This window comes from Vreelandella aquamarina, from assembly GCF_020075495.1.
In the GTDB taxonomy this organism is placed as follows: domain Bacteria; phylum Pseudomonadota; class Gammaproteobacteria; order Pseudomonadales; family Halomonadaceae; genus Vreelandella; species Vreelandella aquamarina_A.
This window is the reverse complement of record NZ_JABYQT010000020.1, coordinates 1-16,192: the sequence shown is the minus strand read 5'-3', so window position 1 is coordinate 16,192 and position 16,192 is coordinate 1. Positions and strand designations below refer to the sequence as shown.

Here is a 16,192-nt window from a genome sequence, read left to right as displayed (position 1 = left end):
AGGGCAACGACCCGGACGGCGACAACGCGGCACTGCGCTACAGCCTGACCGAGGGCAGCAATGCCGACGGCTACTACGCCATCGACGCGATCACCGGCACGGTCACCCTGACCGACGCGGGCGCGGCGCACGTCAACGGCGGCGGCAACCTGCCGGCGGTGAGCGTGACCGTGACCGACGCACAAGGTCTGACGGCAAACGACACCGCGCCCGTGGGTGAGAGTGCCTTGCTGCCCACCGTCGAGGTGACCAGCACTTATGACGCCATCCAGGGCGCGGCCGAAGCCGGCCAGCAAGTGGCGACCAGCCAGGGTAACGACCCGGACGGCGACAACGCGGCACTGCGCTACAGCCTGACCGAGGGCAGCAACGCCGACGGCTACTACGCCATCGACGCGATCACCGGCACCGTCACCCTGACCGACGCGGGCGCGGCCCACGTCAACGGCGGCGGCAACCTGCCGCCGGTCAATGTCACGGTAACGGACGAAGACGGCCTGACCGCACGTGGCGACGCCACCGTGGGTGAGAGTGCCTTGCTGCCCACCATCACCATCAATAGCGATGTGCTAAGTGGCTTGGATGTGCTCGTGGACGAGACCGGGCTGCGTGAATCATCGTCTGTATCTTCTACGACAGACTTTTCTAAAGCGCTTTCAGCCGGGTATGCGGTGGGTAAAGAGGGGTTAGTGAGCTATCAGTTGGGCTTGACTGCCAAAGGTGAAGCTCCTCCGCTACTAAAAGCTACTCAAAGCGGTGAGGATATTTCGCTGGTAATGCGCGATGGCAATATCGTGGGCCTGACGAAAAGTGGATCCACCGCTTTTGAGGTAAGCGTCGATCAGAGTGGAAAGGTGACGTTGACTCAGCACATGGCAATTCATCATCCTGATCCTACTCGTGGGGATGAGGTTCTGCCGCTGCGGGATGCGGGCATTCGTTTGATCGTGAAAGCTACTGAAGAAGGTAGCAACGCGCTTTCAGCACAAACTGAGATCGCCTTGGGCCGCCATCTGAAATTTGAAGATGATGGCGTGACAATGACTCAAAATGCCGACGGCTATAAAGCTATTGTACAAGATGTACCCGTCGTCCTGAATGGCCAGACGTCTCTTAACGCGAGCGGTGCTCAAAACCATACGAAGCTTAGTTTCAATGGATTTAGTATTACTGCTCAGGGCTTCAAGTCGGCTACAGATTCGACGTTGACCGAGGCTAAGGTTTACCAAACAAGTAATGGGCTCGGTGTGAACAGCGACGGAAGCCCCTACCACAAGCTGCCGGGCGAAATCGATTATCGCCATTTTAGTAATGGTACTTCAGCCTCAGAGAAGCTGATCATCAAGCTGGACGCCGGTAAGCTTGCGTTTGGCTTGAGCGCTGAATTCGGCTTGATGTATGGCGGCGAACTGGAACGAGGTAAAGCGCTCTTTTATCGTGAAGGTAAGCTAATAGAAGAGAAAGAATTTTCCTCGGATGCCAACAGCGGCAGTTATGCGGCTAACTTCAAGTCGGTGCCCGGTGGTTTCGATGAAGTGCATTTTGTTGCAATCGACAATGGAAAGCCGATGAGTCACGGTGACAACAGTGACTATGCCCTTAAGAGCATTACTTTCAATGGTGAGGTAACAGGTCAGGTCATCGCCAGTGCCAAAGGACAGGTCTTGGCAGAGTCGGCGGATGGTATTCGTGGGTTCTCGCTGGAAGGCCTGACTAATAACTTTGGCTATGCGGTATCGGTAGTGAATGACGGAAGTTCGCTGGTGGCACGTGACAGCCAGGGAAATAAAGTCTTTGGAGTAGAGCTTTCCAAAACGCAGGGTACTTGGGACTTCGTGCAGTACAAAGCTATTCCGGAGGATATCCAGTTCAAGATCAAAGCGGTAGACGGTGATGGTGATAGTGCCACTACCATCGTGAATTTGAATGCCTATGCCGGTGCAACGCCTACTATTGATGTTGCTATCAATGTAGAAAGCGTTTTTGTACCGCTGGAAAAATCTACATCGGATATCCGTGGCTTAGGCTCTAAAGGCAATGCAGATGTTTATGGCAAGGTGGAACCGGATTGGCAGTATAAAGAGTTTGATTTCGGAGCAGAGAATGCTGGTAAGACCGTTACGCTCAGCTGGATGCAGCAGGCCTTTGGTGGGTGGGAAAACGGTACTGGTGGGTATACGAGAGATACTTTCAAAATTTCTGCTAACGGCGCATGGCTGGAGGGATATCCGGATACGTATGCTATAGGTACGCCGGGGAGTACCAATAATAACGTTTGGTCTGAAAAAACTTCGCATAGCTCTAGTTTCATGCTGGATGACACTGGTAAGGCCAAGATTTGGTTCATGGTAGCCTCGACCGATCCTCAAGAAACCATGACAGTATCGGAGATTAAAGCAATACTACCTAAAAATACTATTCAGTACTCCGTTACACTGGATAGTCATATTGACGGCGGAGAAATTGCTAACTATTTAGTCAAAGTCTCTGGCGGCAAGCTTTTGCAAAACGGCAAGGAACTGAGCATGAACGCCAATGGTCAGTATACGCTGACCGATAAGGGCGGATTGACCGTGGCACCGGCCGCTGGGACAAAAGAGGTTCAGGTCTCAGCCGAAGTAGTCAGCAAACTAGGTGTACATAGTGAGGTCGATACGGCGAAGGTTGGTGTAACGAGTGTACTGGCGATAGATAACGTCAACGAAGCGAAGATAACAGCTGAGACGATTACGCCGCCTTCAACGACGACTACCTTGATCGCTAAAGAGACCTCGTACTATGCGACTTCGCAGGAGCGAACCGATACCTACAGCAAAACGTTTATCGTGAGTGAAGGAGGGAAGGGTAGCTTGAAATTTAGCGTTGATTTGTATCAACCTAATGGATGGTTTACATCCACCTCTGCCTCTATGTCATGGCAGCTCACTAAGCAGGATGCTGCAGGTAACTATAAAGCTGTGCCTGGTTATAGCGGTGCGCTTAGCAGTAAGGATTACTCGTTTGATCTTGCGGAGGGGAAATATAGAGTCGACTTTGTTGCGAAGACGAGTGGATCGACAAACGTTTTTGGGGGTAATTACTCTTCCGCAACGATTAAAGATGTCACGGTGATTGATCAGCCCAAGCCTTATGAACAAATCAAATCTGCTGAGGTGGCGGGTAACGTACTGACGGATTTGGGTATCGGAGATAAAGGAGATGTTTTCGATGCCAACGCTACCACGCTCAAGGTGTGGAACGGTACACAGTTTGTCGATACCAAAGCGGCGGGTACGAGTGTCGCGGGTAAATTTGGTAACTTTACGCTCGAGGCGGATGGCGATTACACCTATCGTCCAGATGCCAAGGTGGATAGTGTAGGCAAGATCGATACCTTGACTTATCAACTGGTACACATCGACGGCTCGACATCCGAAGCAACCCTGCGTGTGGGTATTACCGGCCCGGGGGTAGATAGCTTCAAATGGGGCGCTGAAGGTAATGATATGCTTCAGGGAGATACCGGAAACAACGTGCTAGTGGGCGGTGGTGGCAACGACATCCTCTACGGTGGTGCCGGTGCCGATACCTTCAAGTGGGAATTCGGGGATCAAGGCGCAGTAGGTAAACCTGCCAACGATATCGTCAAGGATTTCGGTACGGGCAACAATAAGCTCGACTTGGGAGATCTGCTGCAAGGCGAGAACGAAGGCAATATTGGTAAGTTCATCATGGCCAAGCAAGAAGGTAGTGAAACGGTGCTGTACCTCAGCTCCAAAGGTGAGCTCAACGGTAAAACCAGTAATGCTGATCAAGTGATTCATTTGGAAGGGCAAAGCTTTAATAGCCTGGCCGGTCCTGGGGCTACCGAAAGCGATGTTATCCAGAAAATGCTTCAAAATGGCAAGATTGATATCGATTAACCCCTAGCAGGAAAGCAGGCCGCCCTTCGGGGCGGCCTGTTCCATTCAACTCTATCCATCTTTTATCGCTTTTACCTACCGAGGAAGCGGTCATGTTCTATATCAAACGCAATAGTCAGGGAGAGGTCGTCATGCTCAGCAAGGAGCCTTCGCCTGAGTGCACGGAAACCCTGTCGTCTGATTCCCCCGAAGTAATGGCCTTTCTGGCTTCAAAAAGTGGCCAGTCGGCGCAGTTCGTGGCGTCGGATCTGGCTTTCGTGCGGGTCGTCGAGGATATTCTGGCCGTGCTGCTGGAGAAGGGCATCATCGCGTTTACGGATCTGCCGATTCCCGCTCAGCAAAAGATCATGGAGCGCAAGTCGTTGCGTGCCAAGAGCGGGGTCGGGTTATTGAGCGACGACGACACCATCTAGTCGTCGCCGCAGAGAAATGTCGGAGCTGCCTGAAGAAGATCAAAGACGCACGCCAGGGCCGGTGACGCCATCCATGCCGGTCTGGAAGGCGTACATCAGCTCCTGGGGCTCGGTGACACCTTCTGCAATGACCTGAATACCCAGCGAGTGACACAGCGTGGCCATCCCTCGCACGATGGTCTGCTGCTCATGAGAGGTATCCAATCCCCGAATCAGGCTGCTGTCGATCTTGAGATAGGCCAGTCCTACGTCGTGCAGGTCGGCAAGCTTGGTAAAGTCCGCACCAACGTGCTCGATACCGAATTGACAGCCTAGCGGACGTAACGTGTTGCAAAGACCGCGCAGGTTGGCCAATGCCTGGGTATTCAGCGTTGCCGGTACTTCAAAGCATAGCTTGGCGGCTCGCCCAGGGGCCGCTTCAAGCAGCGTGCGCAGCTCGGTGACGAACTGCGCATTGCAGATGGAGGCCACCGACAGGTTGACGCCCAGGCGATGCTCGGGGTCTGCTTCCAGCTGGCGAAGTGCTGCTTTGACTACGGCCAGGTCAAGCACCGGCTCCAGAGCAAAGCGCGTTACCCAGGGAATGAACACCCCGGCCGCCTGCCACTGCTGATCCAGCTCCAGGCGAGCCGGGCACTCGTAATGCAGTACTTGATTCTGGGCATCCACCACCGGAAAGTAGGCAAGTTGCGGCCCCTTGGCGATGGCGTCTTTCAGCGCAGCGCGCCAATCGGCGTGGGTGCTGAACAAGGAGTGGCGCTGATGCTGACGAATCACGATCCGTGAGTAGGCGCTATCACTTTCCGCCTCCGCTAAGGCATCATCCAGCGTGGCAAGCAGGGCGCCGCGCTTGTCGCCGCTTGCATAGGGCGCTATTGCAGCGGGAAGCTGAACCTCTTCCGCTTGGGCAGCGGTGTGCGCCAGCGCCTGCTGAAGGCTTGCTTTCAATGCCTCCGAGTCATCTGCCAGAGGAAGCAGCAGGGCAAAATCGCTGCCGTTGAGACGTCCCACCAGAGCTGCTTCGCCATGGGCATCTAGCGTGCTCAACTGAGTTGCCAGCGTGTGGAGCAACAGATCGGTGGCCTGATGGCCTGAGCGCTCGTTGAGAGTCTCCAGATCCTGTACGCGAACCATCACGATCAACCCGTTGCCCCGGGCGTCATCGCCTTCCAGCAAGGCGTCGAAGCGTGCCATGAAGACGTCGCGATTCAGCGCGCCGGTCACTCGGTCATGCTGCAGTCGGCGGCGCAGTTCATCGAGCTTCTGGCTTTCGCTGCTCAGCATCTGGCGCACGTTGGCAGAGAGCAGGTTCATGGCGTGCGCCAACTGGCGAAGCTCCAGCGTGCGGGGTTCGCTGATGGTGGTAAAGCGCTGGGCGCTGATATCCTGGGCCTGGGCAACCACACGCATCAGTGGCCGCTTGACGCCGCGCACCACCAGCATGGCAAGGCCAAGGCTGACGATGCCCGCCAGAATGAACCAACCTGCCAGTTCCAGCGTACTGCGCCATAAAGCGCCATAGGCAAAGCTGTGCTGGCTCTCGAGCTCCAGCGTACCAAACTGCCGCCAGCCATCCTGAACGGTGGCCACGCCCATGGGTACGTCAAAGTCGATGAGCTGACGGAACCAGCGCGGCACATCGCCCTGATATCCGCTGGCGACGCGCTCGATAAGCACATCACCCTGCGTATCGCGCAGGGTAATCTGGCGGTAGTAGCCGGTATCGAACTGGGCCGAGATCAAGAGTTCCAGCGTCACGTCATCCTTGTCGAGCTGGCTCATGGAGAGCGCCAGGGCCGTGGCGTTGTCTTCATTCTTGATGCGCACTTCCTGCTCGATATAGTCGCGGCTGGAAGTGATGCTGATCGCCAGGCTGCCAATAAATGACAGTAGCAGCAGCGTGATAATGGCAAGCCAGAGCTGTTTAATCAGCGACATTACGCCTATTCCTCTTAGATGAAACCCTGCGTTTTCATTCGATCGATAACATTGCGCCACCGCGACAGGCGTGCCAGCGGGTCAGCGCGTGACTCCGCTGAACCGCCTGCCCAGAGACCGTCGCTATTGAAGCTGAACAATGGGTCGAGATCGGTACGTTGTGAAGCAGGAGTGATGGATGGAACGATATTGTCGAGTACCAGCGGCTCGGCACTGGGCGTGGAGTAGTAGCCCAGAACCATGTGTGCCTGGGTAATCTGGCTACGTCCGATGCGAGCTCGAACGTAGATCATGCGCAGCCGCTCACCGGGAACGTTCAACTGCTTGAGCGTAATGTACTTGGCGATGGAGTAATCCTCGCAGTCGCCACGCCCATTGCCCATCGCTTCCAGAGGTGTGGCCCAGTAGTCCTCTTGCCCCCACACTACCATGTCATCGACCCAGCGGATGCGACGGTTGAAGAAGTCATTGACCTCGCGCAACTGCAGCTGGATATCCTGGCCGCGCAGACGCTCCAGCATGGAAAACCACTCTTCCAGTACGGCAAGACCCGCTTGCCCATAGGCCTGCTGCATACTTTGGCGTAAACGCTGAGGATCAAATGCCGCAGCCGGGGTCGGATGAATGCCAAGCCCTGCGCCCAGAAACAGCGCGCCCGCCGTGGCCAGAAACTGCCGACGAGAAAGTTTGTAAGAGGAGGGCGTTAAAGGCGCGGACATGAGTCGCCATCATCACGAAAGGATGTGCTAAGACTACAATCTGCCGCGCAGAAGTTCTATAGGATCCTGATGATAAATCACGACGCGTCCGGGAGCTGACCAGCGCTATCCAATAGCGGCTCCAGCACTGGCCAGACATTGTCCAGAATGATCGGCTGTGCCTCGGCGGTAGGATGAATGCCATCGTTTTGCATGAGCTGTGTGTTGAGCGCAATATCTTCCAGCAGGAAGGGCAGCAGGGCAATGTCGTACTCTTCGGCCAGAGAGTGGTAGACGCCGGTAAACGCATCGCGGTACGCCTGGCCGTAATTAGGCGGAATATCGATTCCGAGCAGCAATACATCAGCATCGATTGCCTGGCTCTGCTCGATCATGTCGGCCAGATTGGCACGCATCTGGTTGGGAGCCAGCCCACGCAGGCCATCGTTGCCGCCCAGTTCCAGCAGCACAATATCCGGCTGCCGCTTTTGCAGGATGTCGCTGAACCGTTGTAAGCCGCCTGAGGTGGTTTCCCCACTGATGCTCGCATTCACGACCTCGGCGCGGCCGTCCAGGCGCTGTTGCAGCAGGTTGACCCAGCCTTGGTCCTGCTCGATACCATAAGCGGCGCTCAGGCTGTCACCCATCACCAGCAGCGTAGGTAGCTCGCTTGCGTTGCTAACGGCGGCGTTAAAGGCGACTATCAGAACGACCAGATAGCCGGTTACCATTCGATCAAGTTTATGCCATGCCACAGGGATGCTTCGCTTCATGCCTCACTCCTCAGATAAAGCTGCACAGTCTTCTGCCACCAGTGCGTCGTCGCAAGCGGCGAATCCGCCTGATACCGACACTGTGGGCAACGGCAAGGTTCCCCATCCGCCAGTAGGCCGACCCGTGCTGAAGGCCGAAAAGCTCACCAAGCGGGTCAACAGCGGCGAGCGCACCTTGACCATTCTACATGAGCTTTCACTGAGCGTGGCGGCAGGCGAGAGCGTTGCCATTCTGGGAAAAAGTGGAGCGGGAAAGTCTACCCTGCTGGGCCTGTTGGCGGGTTTGGACACGCCAAGCGATGGCGAGCTGACGCTGTTTGGTCAGCCGCTTAGCCGGCTGGATGAAGATGGCCGTGCCGCACTAAGGGCCGGGCGTGTAGGGTTTGTATTCCAGAACTTTCAGCTGCTGCCGTCTTTGAGCGCGCTGGAAAACGTGCTGCTGCCCATGGAGCTGTCTCCCCGCGCCGGTGAAGAGCAGGCAGCGAAGAGCTGGCTGGCTAAAGTGGGGCTTGAAGAGCGCACCGAGCATCTGCCCAAGCAGCTTTCCGGTGGTGAACAGCAGCGCGTCGCCATCGCCCGCGCCTTTGTCACCGACCCTGAACTGGTATTTGCAGATGAACCCACCGGTAACCTGGACCCCGACACCGGTGCCCAGATCATCGAGCTGCTGTTCACCCTCAACCGTGAAGCCGGTACCACGCTGATTCTGGTCACCCATGATCACGCCCTGGCGAGGCGTTGCGATCGTTGTCTGCAGCTGGACCAGGGCCGCCTGCTACCCTTTATGCCGGATACAGACGAAGGAGGAGGGCAATGAGTGATATGCCCTGGCGTCTGGCAGCAAGGAGCTTGAAGCGCGATTTCCGATCGGCGGATGTTCGCGCGCTGTTTGTCGCGCTGATCCTTGCTGTCGCCGCCTCTACCATGATTGCTTTCTTCCTTGACCGGCTGGAGCGCGGACTCGAGCGCCAGGCAGGGCAGATGCTGGGCGGCGACCTGGTGCTCGAGCAGCGCAGCCCGTTTTCAGATGAGCTGCGCGAAACGCTTGAAGAGGCCGGGTTTACACTCAGCGACCAGGTTGGCCTCGTCTCGATGATCAGCCTGGGCGAGCGCTTCCAGCCGGCAAGTCTGAAAGCCGTGGACGACGTTTATCCTCATTATGGGGTCTCGCGAGTAGACCGGGGTAACGGTGTAGAACCGGTCGCCTCCGGGCCGCCGGCCGGTCAGGCATGGGCTGATCCGCGTCTGGCAGAGCTGATCGACATAACGCTGGGTGACCGCGTTCAGGTAGGCCAGGCCGAGCTGACCATCAGCGGTATTATCGAACGCGAAGCCGACCAGGCCGGCGGGTTCGGCAACTTCAATCCACGCTTGATGCTTAACACGGCGGATCTCGACGCCACGGGGCTTGTCCAGGAAGGCTCAAGGGTCGAGTTCGAGTTGCTGGCCGCCGGCCCCCCGCAGGCGATTGATCAAGTGCAGTCACTGCTTGCCGAGCTTCGTCAGTCGGGTGTCGAGGTGCGTGATGTACGTATTGATCGCCCGCAGTTGGGGAATGCCCTGCAGCGTGCCGACCGCTATCTGGGGCTTGCCGGGCTTGCTGCCGTACTCCTGGCCGGTGTGGCGGTTGCCATGTCGGCACGCCGTTATGTCGAGCGCCATCTGGATACCGCCGCGCTGCTGCGCTGCTTTGGGGCCAGCCAGCAGCAGTTGGTCATGCTGTTCAGCCTTCAGCTTATCGGGCTTGCCCTCATCGCCTCGGTGATCGGTGCCTTGCTGGGGCTTGCCGGTCAGGCCATCCTGCTGCGCTTGCTGGTCAGCTTTCTGCCCATGACGCTGCCACCGCCGGGTATCATGCCGCTATGGCTGGGTGTGCTGACAGCGCTGGCCGTGCTGGTCGGCTTTGCCGGACCCACGCTTTTACGTATCAAGCAAGTCAGCGCGCTTAAAGTCCTGCGCCGCGAGCTGGATCCGCTACCACCTGCGGCCTGGCTGGTGGTGGCGGTTGCGGCTATCGTGTTTGGCGGGCTGTTATGGCTCTACTCGGGCAGCTTGACGTTGGCGCTAGGGCTGCTGCTGGGCGGCGCTATCCTGCTTACGGTGCTGTGGGGCATTAGTGCACTGCTGCTGAAGGGTATTCTAAAAGGGGTCAAGAGGCTGGCCGGCAGCGATGAATGGTCTCAGGCGCTGCGCCTGGGTGCGCGCCAGCTGGCGCGCCGCCGTGAGGCTGGGGTCGGCCAACTGCTGGCGTTTTCGGTAACCTTCTTCGCCATGGCAATGATCGTGCTGGTGCGGGGTGATCTTCTCTCCACTTGGCAGGACCAGCTACCGGATGATACGCCCAACTACTTCGCCATCAACATCCAGCCCGGCGAGCGAGACGCTTTTGAGCAGGCGGTAGCTCCACGGGTGGATACGCAAAGTACGCTTTACCCCATGGTGCGCGGCCGAATTACGGCCATCAATGGCCAACTGCCCCAAGACGCCGTACCCGAAGATGCTCGCGGCGATGGCTCGCTGCGCCGTGAACTCAACCTGACCTGGCAGGCCGAGCTGCCCGAAGGCAACCAGGTGGTCGCGGGGGAGTGGTTTGCCGGCTCAATCAGTATGCCTGAACCTCAAGGCTGGTTGAGTGAAGTGGATGCCACGCCGCAAGACGAAATGGTGCCGATTTCCATAGAAGAAGGCCTGGCCAGCCGGTTGGGCCTCTCCCTGAACGATACGCTCACGTTCTCGGTGGGAGGGGACGAGTTGACCACGCGTATTACCAGTCTGCGCAGCCTCAACTGGGATAGCTTCAAACCCAATTTCTTCGTGATCTTTCCGCCTGGGGTACTTGAGTCGTTCGGCCACAGCTACATTACGGCCTTCCACCTGCCTGAAAGCGAGCAGGGTCTGATCCGCCAACTGGTCAGCGATTTTCCCGGCGTTTCGCTGTTAAACGTGGATGCCATTCTCGCTCAGGTGCGTGATGTATTGGCGCAGGTTACCCGGGCCATTGAACTTGTATTGCTGTTGGTACTGCTTGCGGGTATCAGTGTGCTCTATGCCGCCCTTACCGCCAGCCAACCGGTTCGTGCTCATGAAAGTGGCTTGTTGCGCGTGTTTGGTGCAGGTACTCGGATGATTTCGAGAGTGCAGGGTGCCGAGTACGCGCTATTGGGATTGGCCAGCGGCCTGATGGGGGCCGTGCTGGCTGAAATGGCCACTGCGGCACTGTATGTCTACTGGCTGGAGTTGCCCCCGCGGCCACACCTGATGCTTTGGGTTGTACTACCCTTTGGCGGGGCGCTGCTGATCGGTGTCATCGGCCACGCGCTTTCGCGCAGCCTGCGCCGTCAGGCGCCAGCGGCGAGCCTGGGGCTACTGGGCGAAGCTTGAAAAAGCGCTGGATAGCGCGTTTTTCAGCTCAATATCCTTGCAGCCGGGCGCACCATGAATGGCATTCATGGTGCGCCTGACGCGGATGCGATGAAAGTCGTCTCCGGCTGCGTTATGATAGCGGCCTTATTTCTTCCATGAACGATCCTTATCTACGAGGTTCCTCGCCAATGTTCAGCCGCGATATGACAATTGCCGGGTTTGATGATGCGCTGTTTGACGCCATGCAGAAAGAAGTGGGCCGTCAAGAAGCGCATATCGAACTGATTGCTTCCGAAAACTATGCAAGCCCCCGCGTCATGGAAGCCCAGGGCAGCCAGCTGACCAACAAGTACGCCGAAGGCTACCCCGGCAAGCGCTACTACGGCGGCTGCGAGTTCGTGGACATTGCCGAAAACCTCGCCATCGATTATGCCAAGGAGCTGTTTGGCGCCACTTACGTCAACGTTCAGCCGCACTCCGGCTCCCAGGCCAACAGTGCCGTCTTCCTGGCGCTGGTCAAACCCGGCGATACCATCCTGGGCATGAGCCTGGACGCGGGCGGCCACCTGACACACGGCGCCAAGCCCAACTTCTCCGGCAAGCAGTACAATGCGGTTCAGTACGGCCTGAACGAGCAGGGCCTGATCGATTACGACCAGGTGGCCGAGCTTGCCCGTGAGCACAAGCCCAAGATGATCATTGCCGGTTTCTCGGCCTACTCCCAGGTGATTAACTGGGCCAGGTTCCGCGAAATCGCCGATGAAGTCGGCGCGTACCTGCTGGTCGACATGGCCCACGTGGCAGGCCTCGTTGCCGCAGGCGTTTACCCAAGCCCGCTGCCCCACGCGCACGTGGTTACCTCCACGACCCACAAGACGTTGCGTGGCCCGCGTAGCGGCGTGATCCTGTCGGCTGAAAACGATGCCGATATCGAGAAGAAGCTTCAGTCTGCCGTCTTCCCCGGTGGCCAGGGCGGCCCGCTGATGCACGTGATCGCCGCCAAGGCCATCTGCTTCAAGGAAGCCATGTCGCCGGAGTTCAAGGCCTATCAGCAGCAGGTCGTCAAGAACGCCAAGGCAATGGCGGGTGTCTTCATGGATCGCGGTTTTGACATCGTTTCCGGTGGTACCGAGGATCACCTGTTTTTGCTGTCGCTGATCAAGCAGGGCGTGACCGGCAAGGATGCAGATGCCGCGCTTGGCCGTGCCCATATCACCGTCAACAAGAACGCGGTCCCCAACGACCCGCAAAGCCCGTTTGTAACCTCCGGTCTGCGCATTGGCACCCCGGCGGTCACCACACGCGGCTTCGGTGAAGAGGAGTGCCGGAAACTCGCCGGCTGGATCTGCGATATTCTGGATGTGCTTGCCAACGGCGAAGACACCGGCGCAATCGAAGCGCAGGTGCTGGATAAAGTGGCCGATGTCTGTAGCCGTTTCCCGGTTTATAAGTAAGTAAATTTGCTATTCTGATTAAATCAGTTCTCCTGGCTATGGATAGCCGCAAAGCGCGGGGGGCCTTTAGGGGTCTCCCGTGTTTTTTAATTTTAAATTGTTCATAAGATTCTTTAGCTGATAATAACTAATAATGTCTGTTAGGGGCTGTCTGAGAAGTATCTGTGCTCACAAATAACAATACGGCGTCATAAAAATGGTTCGAAGCAATCATTTATACGAGTAAACTCCGTTTCTTCACCAATTTTTGTCCTGCTTTACTTTCGCTCACTGCTTTTCAGGCAGGCCCTAGTTCCTTCTGGATAGGTCTTCCGTTCCAATGACCGCCACCTTCTCCTGCTCCTTGGTCCACTTGCCTGCCGGCTTGTCGATATACTGGAAATGTTCGTTGGTGAAACTGCCCTGGTTGCAGGCATGCCGGTATGAAATGCTCGGTACGCTGGCCTTGTCGAGACATTGATTGAAAACACCCGGACCTGTGATATCGAATACATTGGTCAACTCGTTTGCCTTGATATTGGCACAGACTTGCTGAATTAACGCGCCCAGATGGGGGTTATGTGGCCTGCTGGCAATGAAATAGTTACTGAAATGACCGAGACGGGTAGTGACATACAGCTCTTCATGGCGTTTACCCAGAATGCCTTCAAGCGACCAGATCGCGTGCGCATCGATATCCAGATATACACCACCCTTTTCATGCAGCACGATCAGGCGCCATAGGTCTGCTTGAGCGGCACCAATCTGCAAGCGGTCGTAGCAGGCCAGTATCTCGCCTTGGCACTTTTCAGCTATAAACTCACGGCGCGCATCGGTCACCATGAATCGGTACTCGAAGCGAGGCGCCATCAGTCGGTTGAACAGGTAGTTGAGGTAGACGGGAAGCGTCACCTGATCGGTAAAGTTGGTCTGCCATATCGTACGCGGGATAGCCGCTTCCCCTTTGGGAGATAGCCAGGGCGCAGCGCGCTCTGGCAAGGTGAAGCGCTTGTTGGGGAGAACGAAGTGGAAAACATAGCTCAACAGCTTGGTGATGTTGGCCACCAGCTTGATCAGTCGACTGGTAGCGACTATCAGCACTTTCTTGAAACCGTGCATTTAACACTCTTCCTGACGTACCTTGAAAAGGCAGGGTGGCAGTAAAAGCGGGTAGTTTACCAGCCTCCCTGGCCTTCCAGTAGGCTTCGCATGTTATTGTCCAGCTTTACGCGAAAGTCCGCGCTGCCCAATACCATGGCATCACCCGAGCGCACTACCCGCGTGCTCACGTACAAGTAGTCCTGGCCTTGCGCATAGGTGCCCATCAAAATGGAGCGCGCATTATGCTGGGCGGTCAGGCGCTGCACCTGGCGGGAAAGGATCAACTCGCCCACGCTCTCTTCGATGAACATGCTGTCACGCATCTTGACTTCACGCACCTGCATGCCCTGCTGGGCAAGGGCCGAGGCCATGATCTCGGAACTGATCCGCCCGAACGTCGAGGATTGGCTCAGGTTGTCGATACTGACAAAGGTGGCAGCAATCATGGGGCTGTAGCGTGTCAGATCCGGATTGCTGGCGATCATTTGCTGGGCAGCCTGGTGAGCCAGTTCGGAAAGGTCCGGCTCAGGAGGTGGTTTCTGCTGGTTGTTCGAATTGCCAAACGTGCTGCAGCCGGCAAGCCCGGCCAGCAGAAGGGCGGTCAGCAGCAGTCGGCAGGCGGTTGAAAAAGCGCCTGGGCGGCGCCGTGAAAAGCAGGGCAGAAAAAGGGAAAGCGCAGTAGAAGGCATGCTGTTACCAGGTATCAGTAATGGAGACGGTAGGCGTGGCCGGGGCGCGAACAACCCGATGCGGCGCATACTGGCGGCGGTCGCCTGCGTTGATGTAATAAATATTGGAAGACGAGTAGAGGATACGCTCTCCATCGATGATCTGGGTGGTAATGATCACTTCCTCGTTACCTGTGTGGGTCCAGCTGCCGCTGACGATATCGGCACCAATGGCGGCTGGAATCAGGCCAAGTGTCGGTTCCGTCCAGCGGTTGATGGGGATCGTGGCAACCGCAATACCGGTGGTCAGGGCAGTGAACGCGCCGGCTGGCGGACGAATGAAGCCCCGGTCGCGATGTTCGACCACTTCGACGTTGATATGTATATTGGCCGCGTTAGGGGTGGGCACCGTGGTAAGGTTGGCGCCCCGCGAGACCAGTTCACTGGTCAAGAGCGTGCGAAAACCGCGCTCGAACTCGCCGCCGCTGTACAAGTGCAGCGCCTGGTTATCCGACTCGGTGATGTGTAGATCGCGAAAACGCACGCGCTCGCGCTGCAGGATACTGCTGGCTTCATGACGTGCAAGCACTTCCCAGTGGTGAGCGGCCTGCATGCGCTGCTGCTCGGTATAGGGGTAGGTGGTCGCAATGGGAGCCTGCGATGTATTGGCATAAAAACAGCCGCTGAGCATTGCACTGACCAGCCCGATGCCTGCAAGGCGAAAGAGTGAATGAGTAACTAAAGAGCTAAAGCAGATGCGCACCGGCGGTTCCTTATCGCTTGGATGGGTCTTTGGTAGACTAGTCTGTCATGCACGGGTAGATCTTGTTTACTAACATCGGCCACGAGGTTGAGAACTTGAATGAGCGATAATACGAATGCTTGAAGATCATCGCAGCGGCCCGCGTCACGACTCGCTGCTGTCGGCCTATCCCGAGGACGACAGCAACAGCGGCTGGATGATCAGCTATATCGATATCATGACGCTACTGGTAGCGCTTTTCGTGATCATTATCGCAGCGGCTGGCGCTACCCGGCCAGAGATATTCAAGCCTGCCCCAGAGGAAATCGTCGAAGAGGCGGCACCCGGCTTCGATGTACCGTTACCCGACAGCATGGTGAATGCCCTCGAGCAGCGCGAATTACCTGCCTGGCGGCGTGGGCTTGAACCCTTTGCCATCAGCGCGGCGCTAGGGGTTGCCGGCCTGCCGCAAGCGCGCCCGGTGGCCAGTGCACCGCCTGCGCTGCTGGCGCTGCCCAGGCTGGAGGTGCCGGTACTGGATGAGCCAGTGCTGAGCGAGTCCCCTGCAGTACTGCCGCCAATGGCACTGCCTACGCTGTTGGTACCGGTTGATACCCCCACATTGGCAACACCGCTTGCCGACTACATGGTACTGCTGACCGACCGTGCGCCTGTCAACGTGGAGCAAGTATCCGAAGAAGCGATCAGCAGCGCCCAGGCTTTACAGGTGGCCTTGGCCGAGCGTATCGAAACCTCGCCCTACCTGCCGGATCTTGAAGGCGTCGAAGTATCGCGAGTTGCCGAAGGAATCAGCCTGCGGGTGCAGGATCAACTACTGTTTCCTTCGGCCACTGCCGAGCTGACCGCTAGCGGCAGCTCGCTGGTAGGCAGCCTGCTGGAAATCATACAGCGCTATGACGGCGAGGTCTGGGTCGAAGGGCACTCGGATAGCCAAGCGATCAGTACCGCTGAATATTCATCCAACTGGGCGCTGTCGAGTGCGCGGGCCATTGCCATTGTCGAAGCGCTCGAGGCCGAAGGGGTAGCGCCTGAGCGCTTGCGCGCCGTAGGCTTGGCGGCCACCCGGCCACTTGAAGACAACGCCACTGCGCAAGGGCGAGCCCGCAACCGTCGCGTGGAAGTCGTCATTCACGTCGAGTG

Annotated in this window: 12 protein-coding genes; 6 read left to right on the top strand and 6 right to left on the bottom strand. The window is 57.3% G+C overall.

Annotated elements, in window-relative coordinates:
* Both HW452_RS17185 and HW452_RS17180 read left to right on the top strand, forming a co-directional pair.
* Positions 1–3,902, top strand: a 3,902-nt coding sequence (locus tag HW452_RS17185; protein ID WP_317986362.1) for a DUF5801 repeats-in-toxin domain-containing protein, incomplete at its 5' end; no start/stop codon positions are given.
* Positions 3,903–3,994: 92 nt separating this feature from the next.
* Positions 3,995–4,315, top strand: coding sequence for a tryptophan synthase subunit beta like protein (locus HW452_RS17180; RefSeq protein ID WP_224107322.1), 321 nt, complete (start codon positions 3,995–3,997; stop codon positions 4,313–4,315).
* 39 nt (positions 4,316–4,354) lie between these two features.
* Here the strand turns inward: HW452_RS17180 and HW452_RS17175 are convergent, their stop codons facing one another.
* The 3 genes from HW452_RS17175 to HW452_RS17165 form a co-directional block, all read right to left on the bottom strand.
* Positions 4,355–6,253, bottom strand: coding sequence for an EAL domain-containing protein (locus HW452_RS17175; protein ID WP_224107321.1), 1,899 nt, complete (start codon positions 6,251–6,253; stop codon positions 4,355–4,357).
* Positions 6,254–6,267: 14 nt separating this feature from the next.
* Positions 6,268–6,972, bottom strand: a complete 705-nt coding sequence (locus tag HW452_RS17170; protein ID WP_224107320.1) for a transglutaminase-like cysteine peptidase — start codon at positions 6,970–6,972, stop codon at positions 6,268–6,270.
* A 77-nt stretch (positions 6,973–7,049) separates the two neighbouring features.
* On the bottom strand, positions 7,050–7,724 hold the full coding sequence (locus HW452_RS17165) for an arylesterase (RefSeq protein ID WP_224107319.1): 675 nt from the start codon (positions 7,722–7,724) through the stop codon (positions 7,050–7,052).
* Here HW452_RS17165 and HW452_RS17160 point away from each other — a divergent pair.
* From HW452_RS17160 to glyA, 3 genes are all read left to right on the top strand, one after another.
* Positions 7,723–8,541, top strand: coding sequence for an ABC transporter ATP-binding protein (locus HW452_RS17160; RefSeq protein ID WP_224107318.1), 819 nt, complete (start codon positions 7,723–7,725; stop codon positions 8,539–8,541). The two genes, HW452_RS17165 and HW452_RS17160, sit on opposite strands and share 2 nt — an antisense overlap.
* Positions 8,538–11,105 (top strand): ABC transporter permease, encoded by a 2,568-nt coding sequence (locus HW452_RS17155; RefSeq protein WP_224107317.1) that lies wholly within the window; start codon positions 8,538–8,540, stop codon positions 11,103–11,105. Before HW452_RS17160 ends, HW452_RS17155 begins: the two co-directional genes overlap by 4 nt.
* A gap of 170 nt (positions 11,106–11,275) precedes the next feature.
* The gene (gene glyA / locus HW452_RS17150) at positions 11,276–12,541 is read left to right on the top strand and encodes a serine hydroxymethyltransferase (RefSeq protein WP_224107316.1); all 1,266 of its coding nucleotides are present in this window, start codon (positions 11,276–11,278) and stop codon (positions 12,539–12,541) included.
* A gap of 288 nt (positions 12,542–12,829) precedes the next feature.
* Here the strand turns inward: glyA and HW452_RS17145 are convergent, their stop codons facing one another.
* Genes HW452_RS17145 through HW452_RS17135 form a run of 3 tightly spaced genes read right to left on the bottom strand, consistent with a single transcriptional unit; the run spans position 12,830 to position 15,052 of the window.
* The gene (locus HW452_RS17145) at positions 12,830–13,639 is read right to left on the bottom strand and encodes a glycosyltransferase family 32 protein (protein ID WP_224107315.1); all 810 of its coding nucleotides are present in this window, start codon (positions 13,637–13,639) and stop codon (positions 12,830–12,832) included.
* 56 nt (positions 13,640–13,695) lie between these two features.
* Positions 13,696–14,310 (bottom strand): FlgO family outer membrane protein, encoded by a 615-nt coding sequence (locus HW452_RS17140; protein WP_224107314.1) that lies wholly within the window; start codon positions 14,308–14,310, stop codon positions 13,696–13,698.
* A gap of 4 nt (positions 14,311–14,314) precedes the next feature.
* The gene (locus HW452_RS17135) at positions 14,315–15,052 is read right to left on the bottom strand and encodes a hypothetical protein (protein ID WP_425348121.1); all 738 of its coding nucleotides are present in this window, start codon (positions 15,050–15,052) and stop codon (positions 14,315–14,317) included.
* Between the two features lie 115 nt (positions 15,053–15,167).
* Here HW452_RS17135 and HW452_RS17130 point away from each other — a divergent pair.
* The coding region (locus HW452_RS17130) for an OmpA family protein (protein WP_224107313.1) at positions 15,168–16,192 on the top strand (1,025 nt) is incomplete at its 3' end.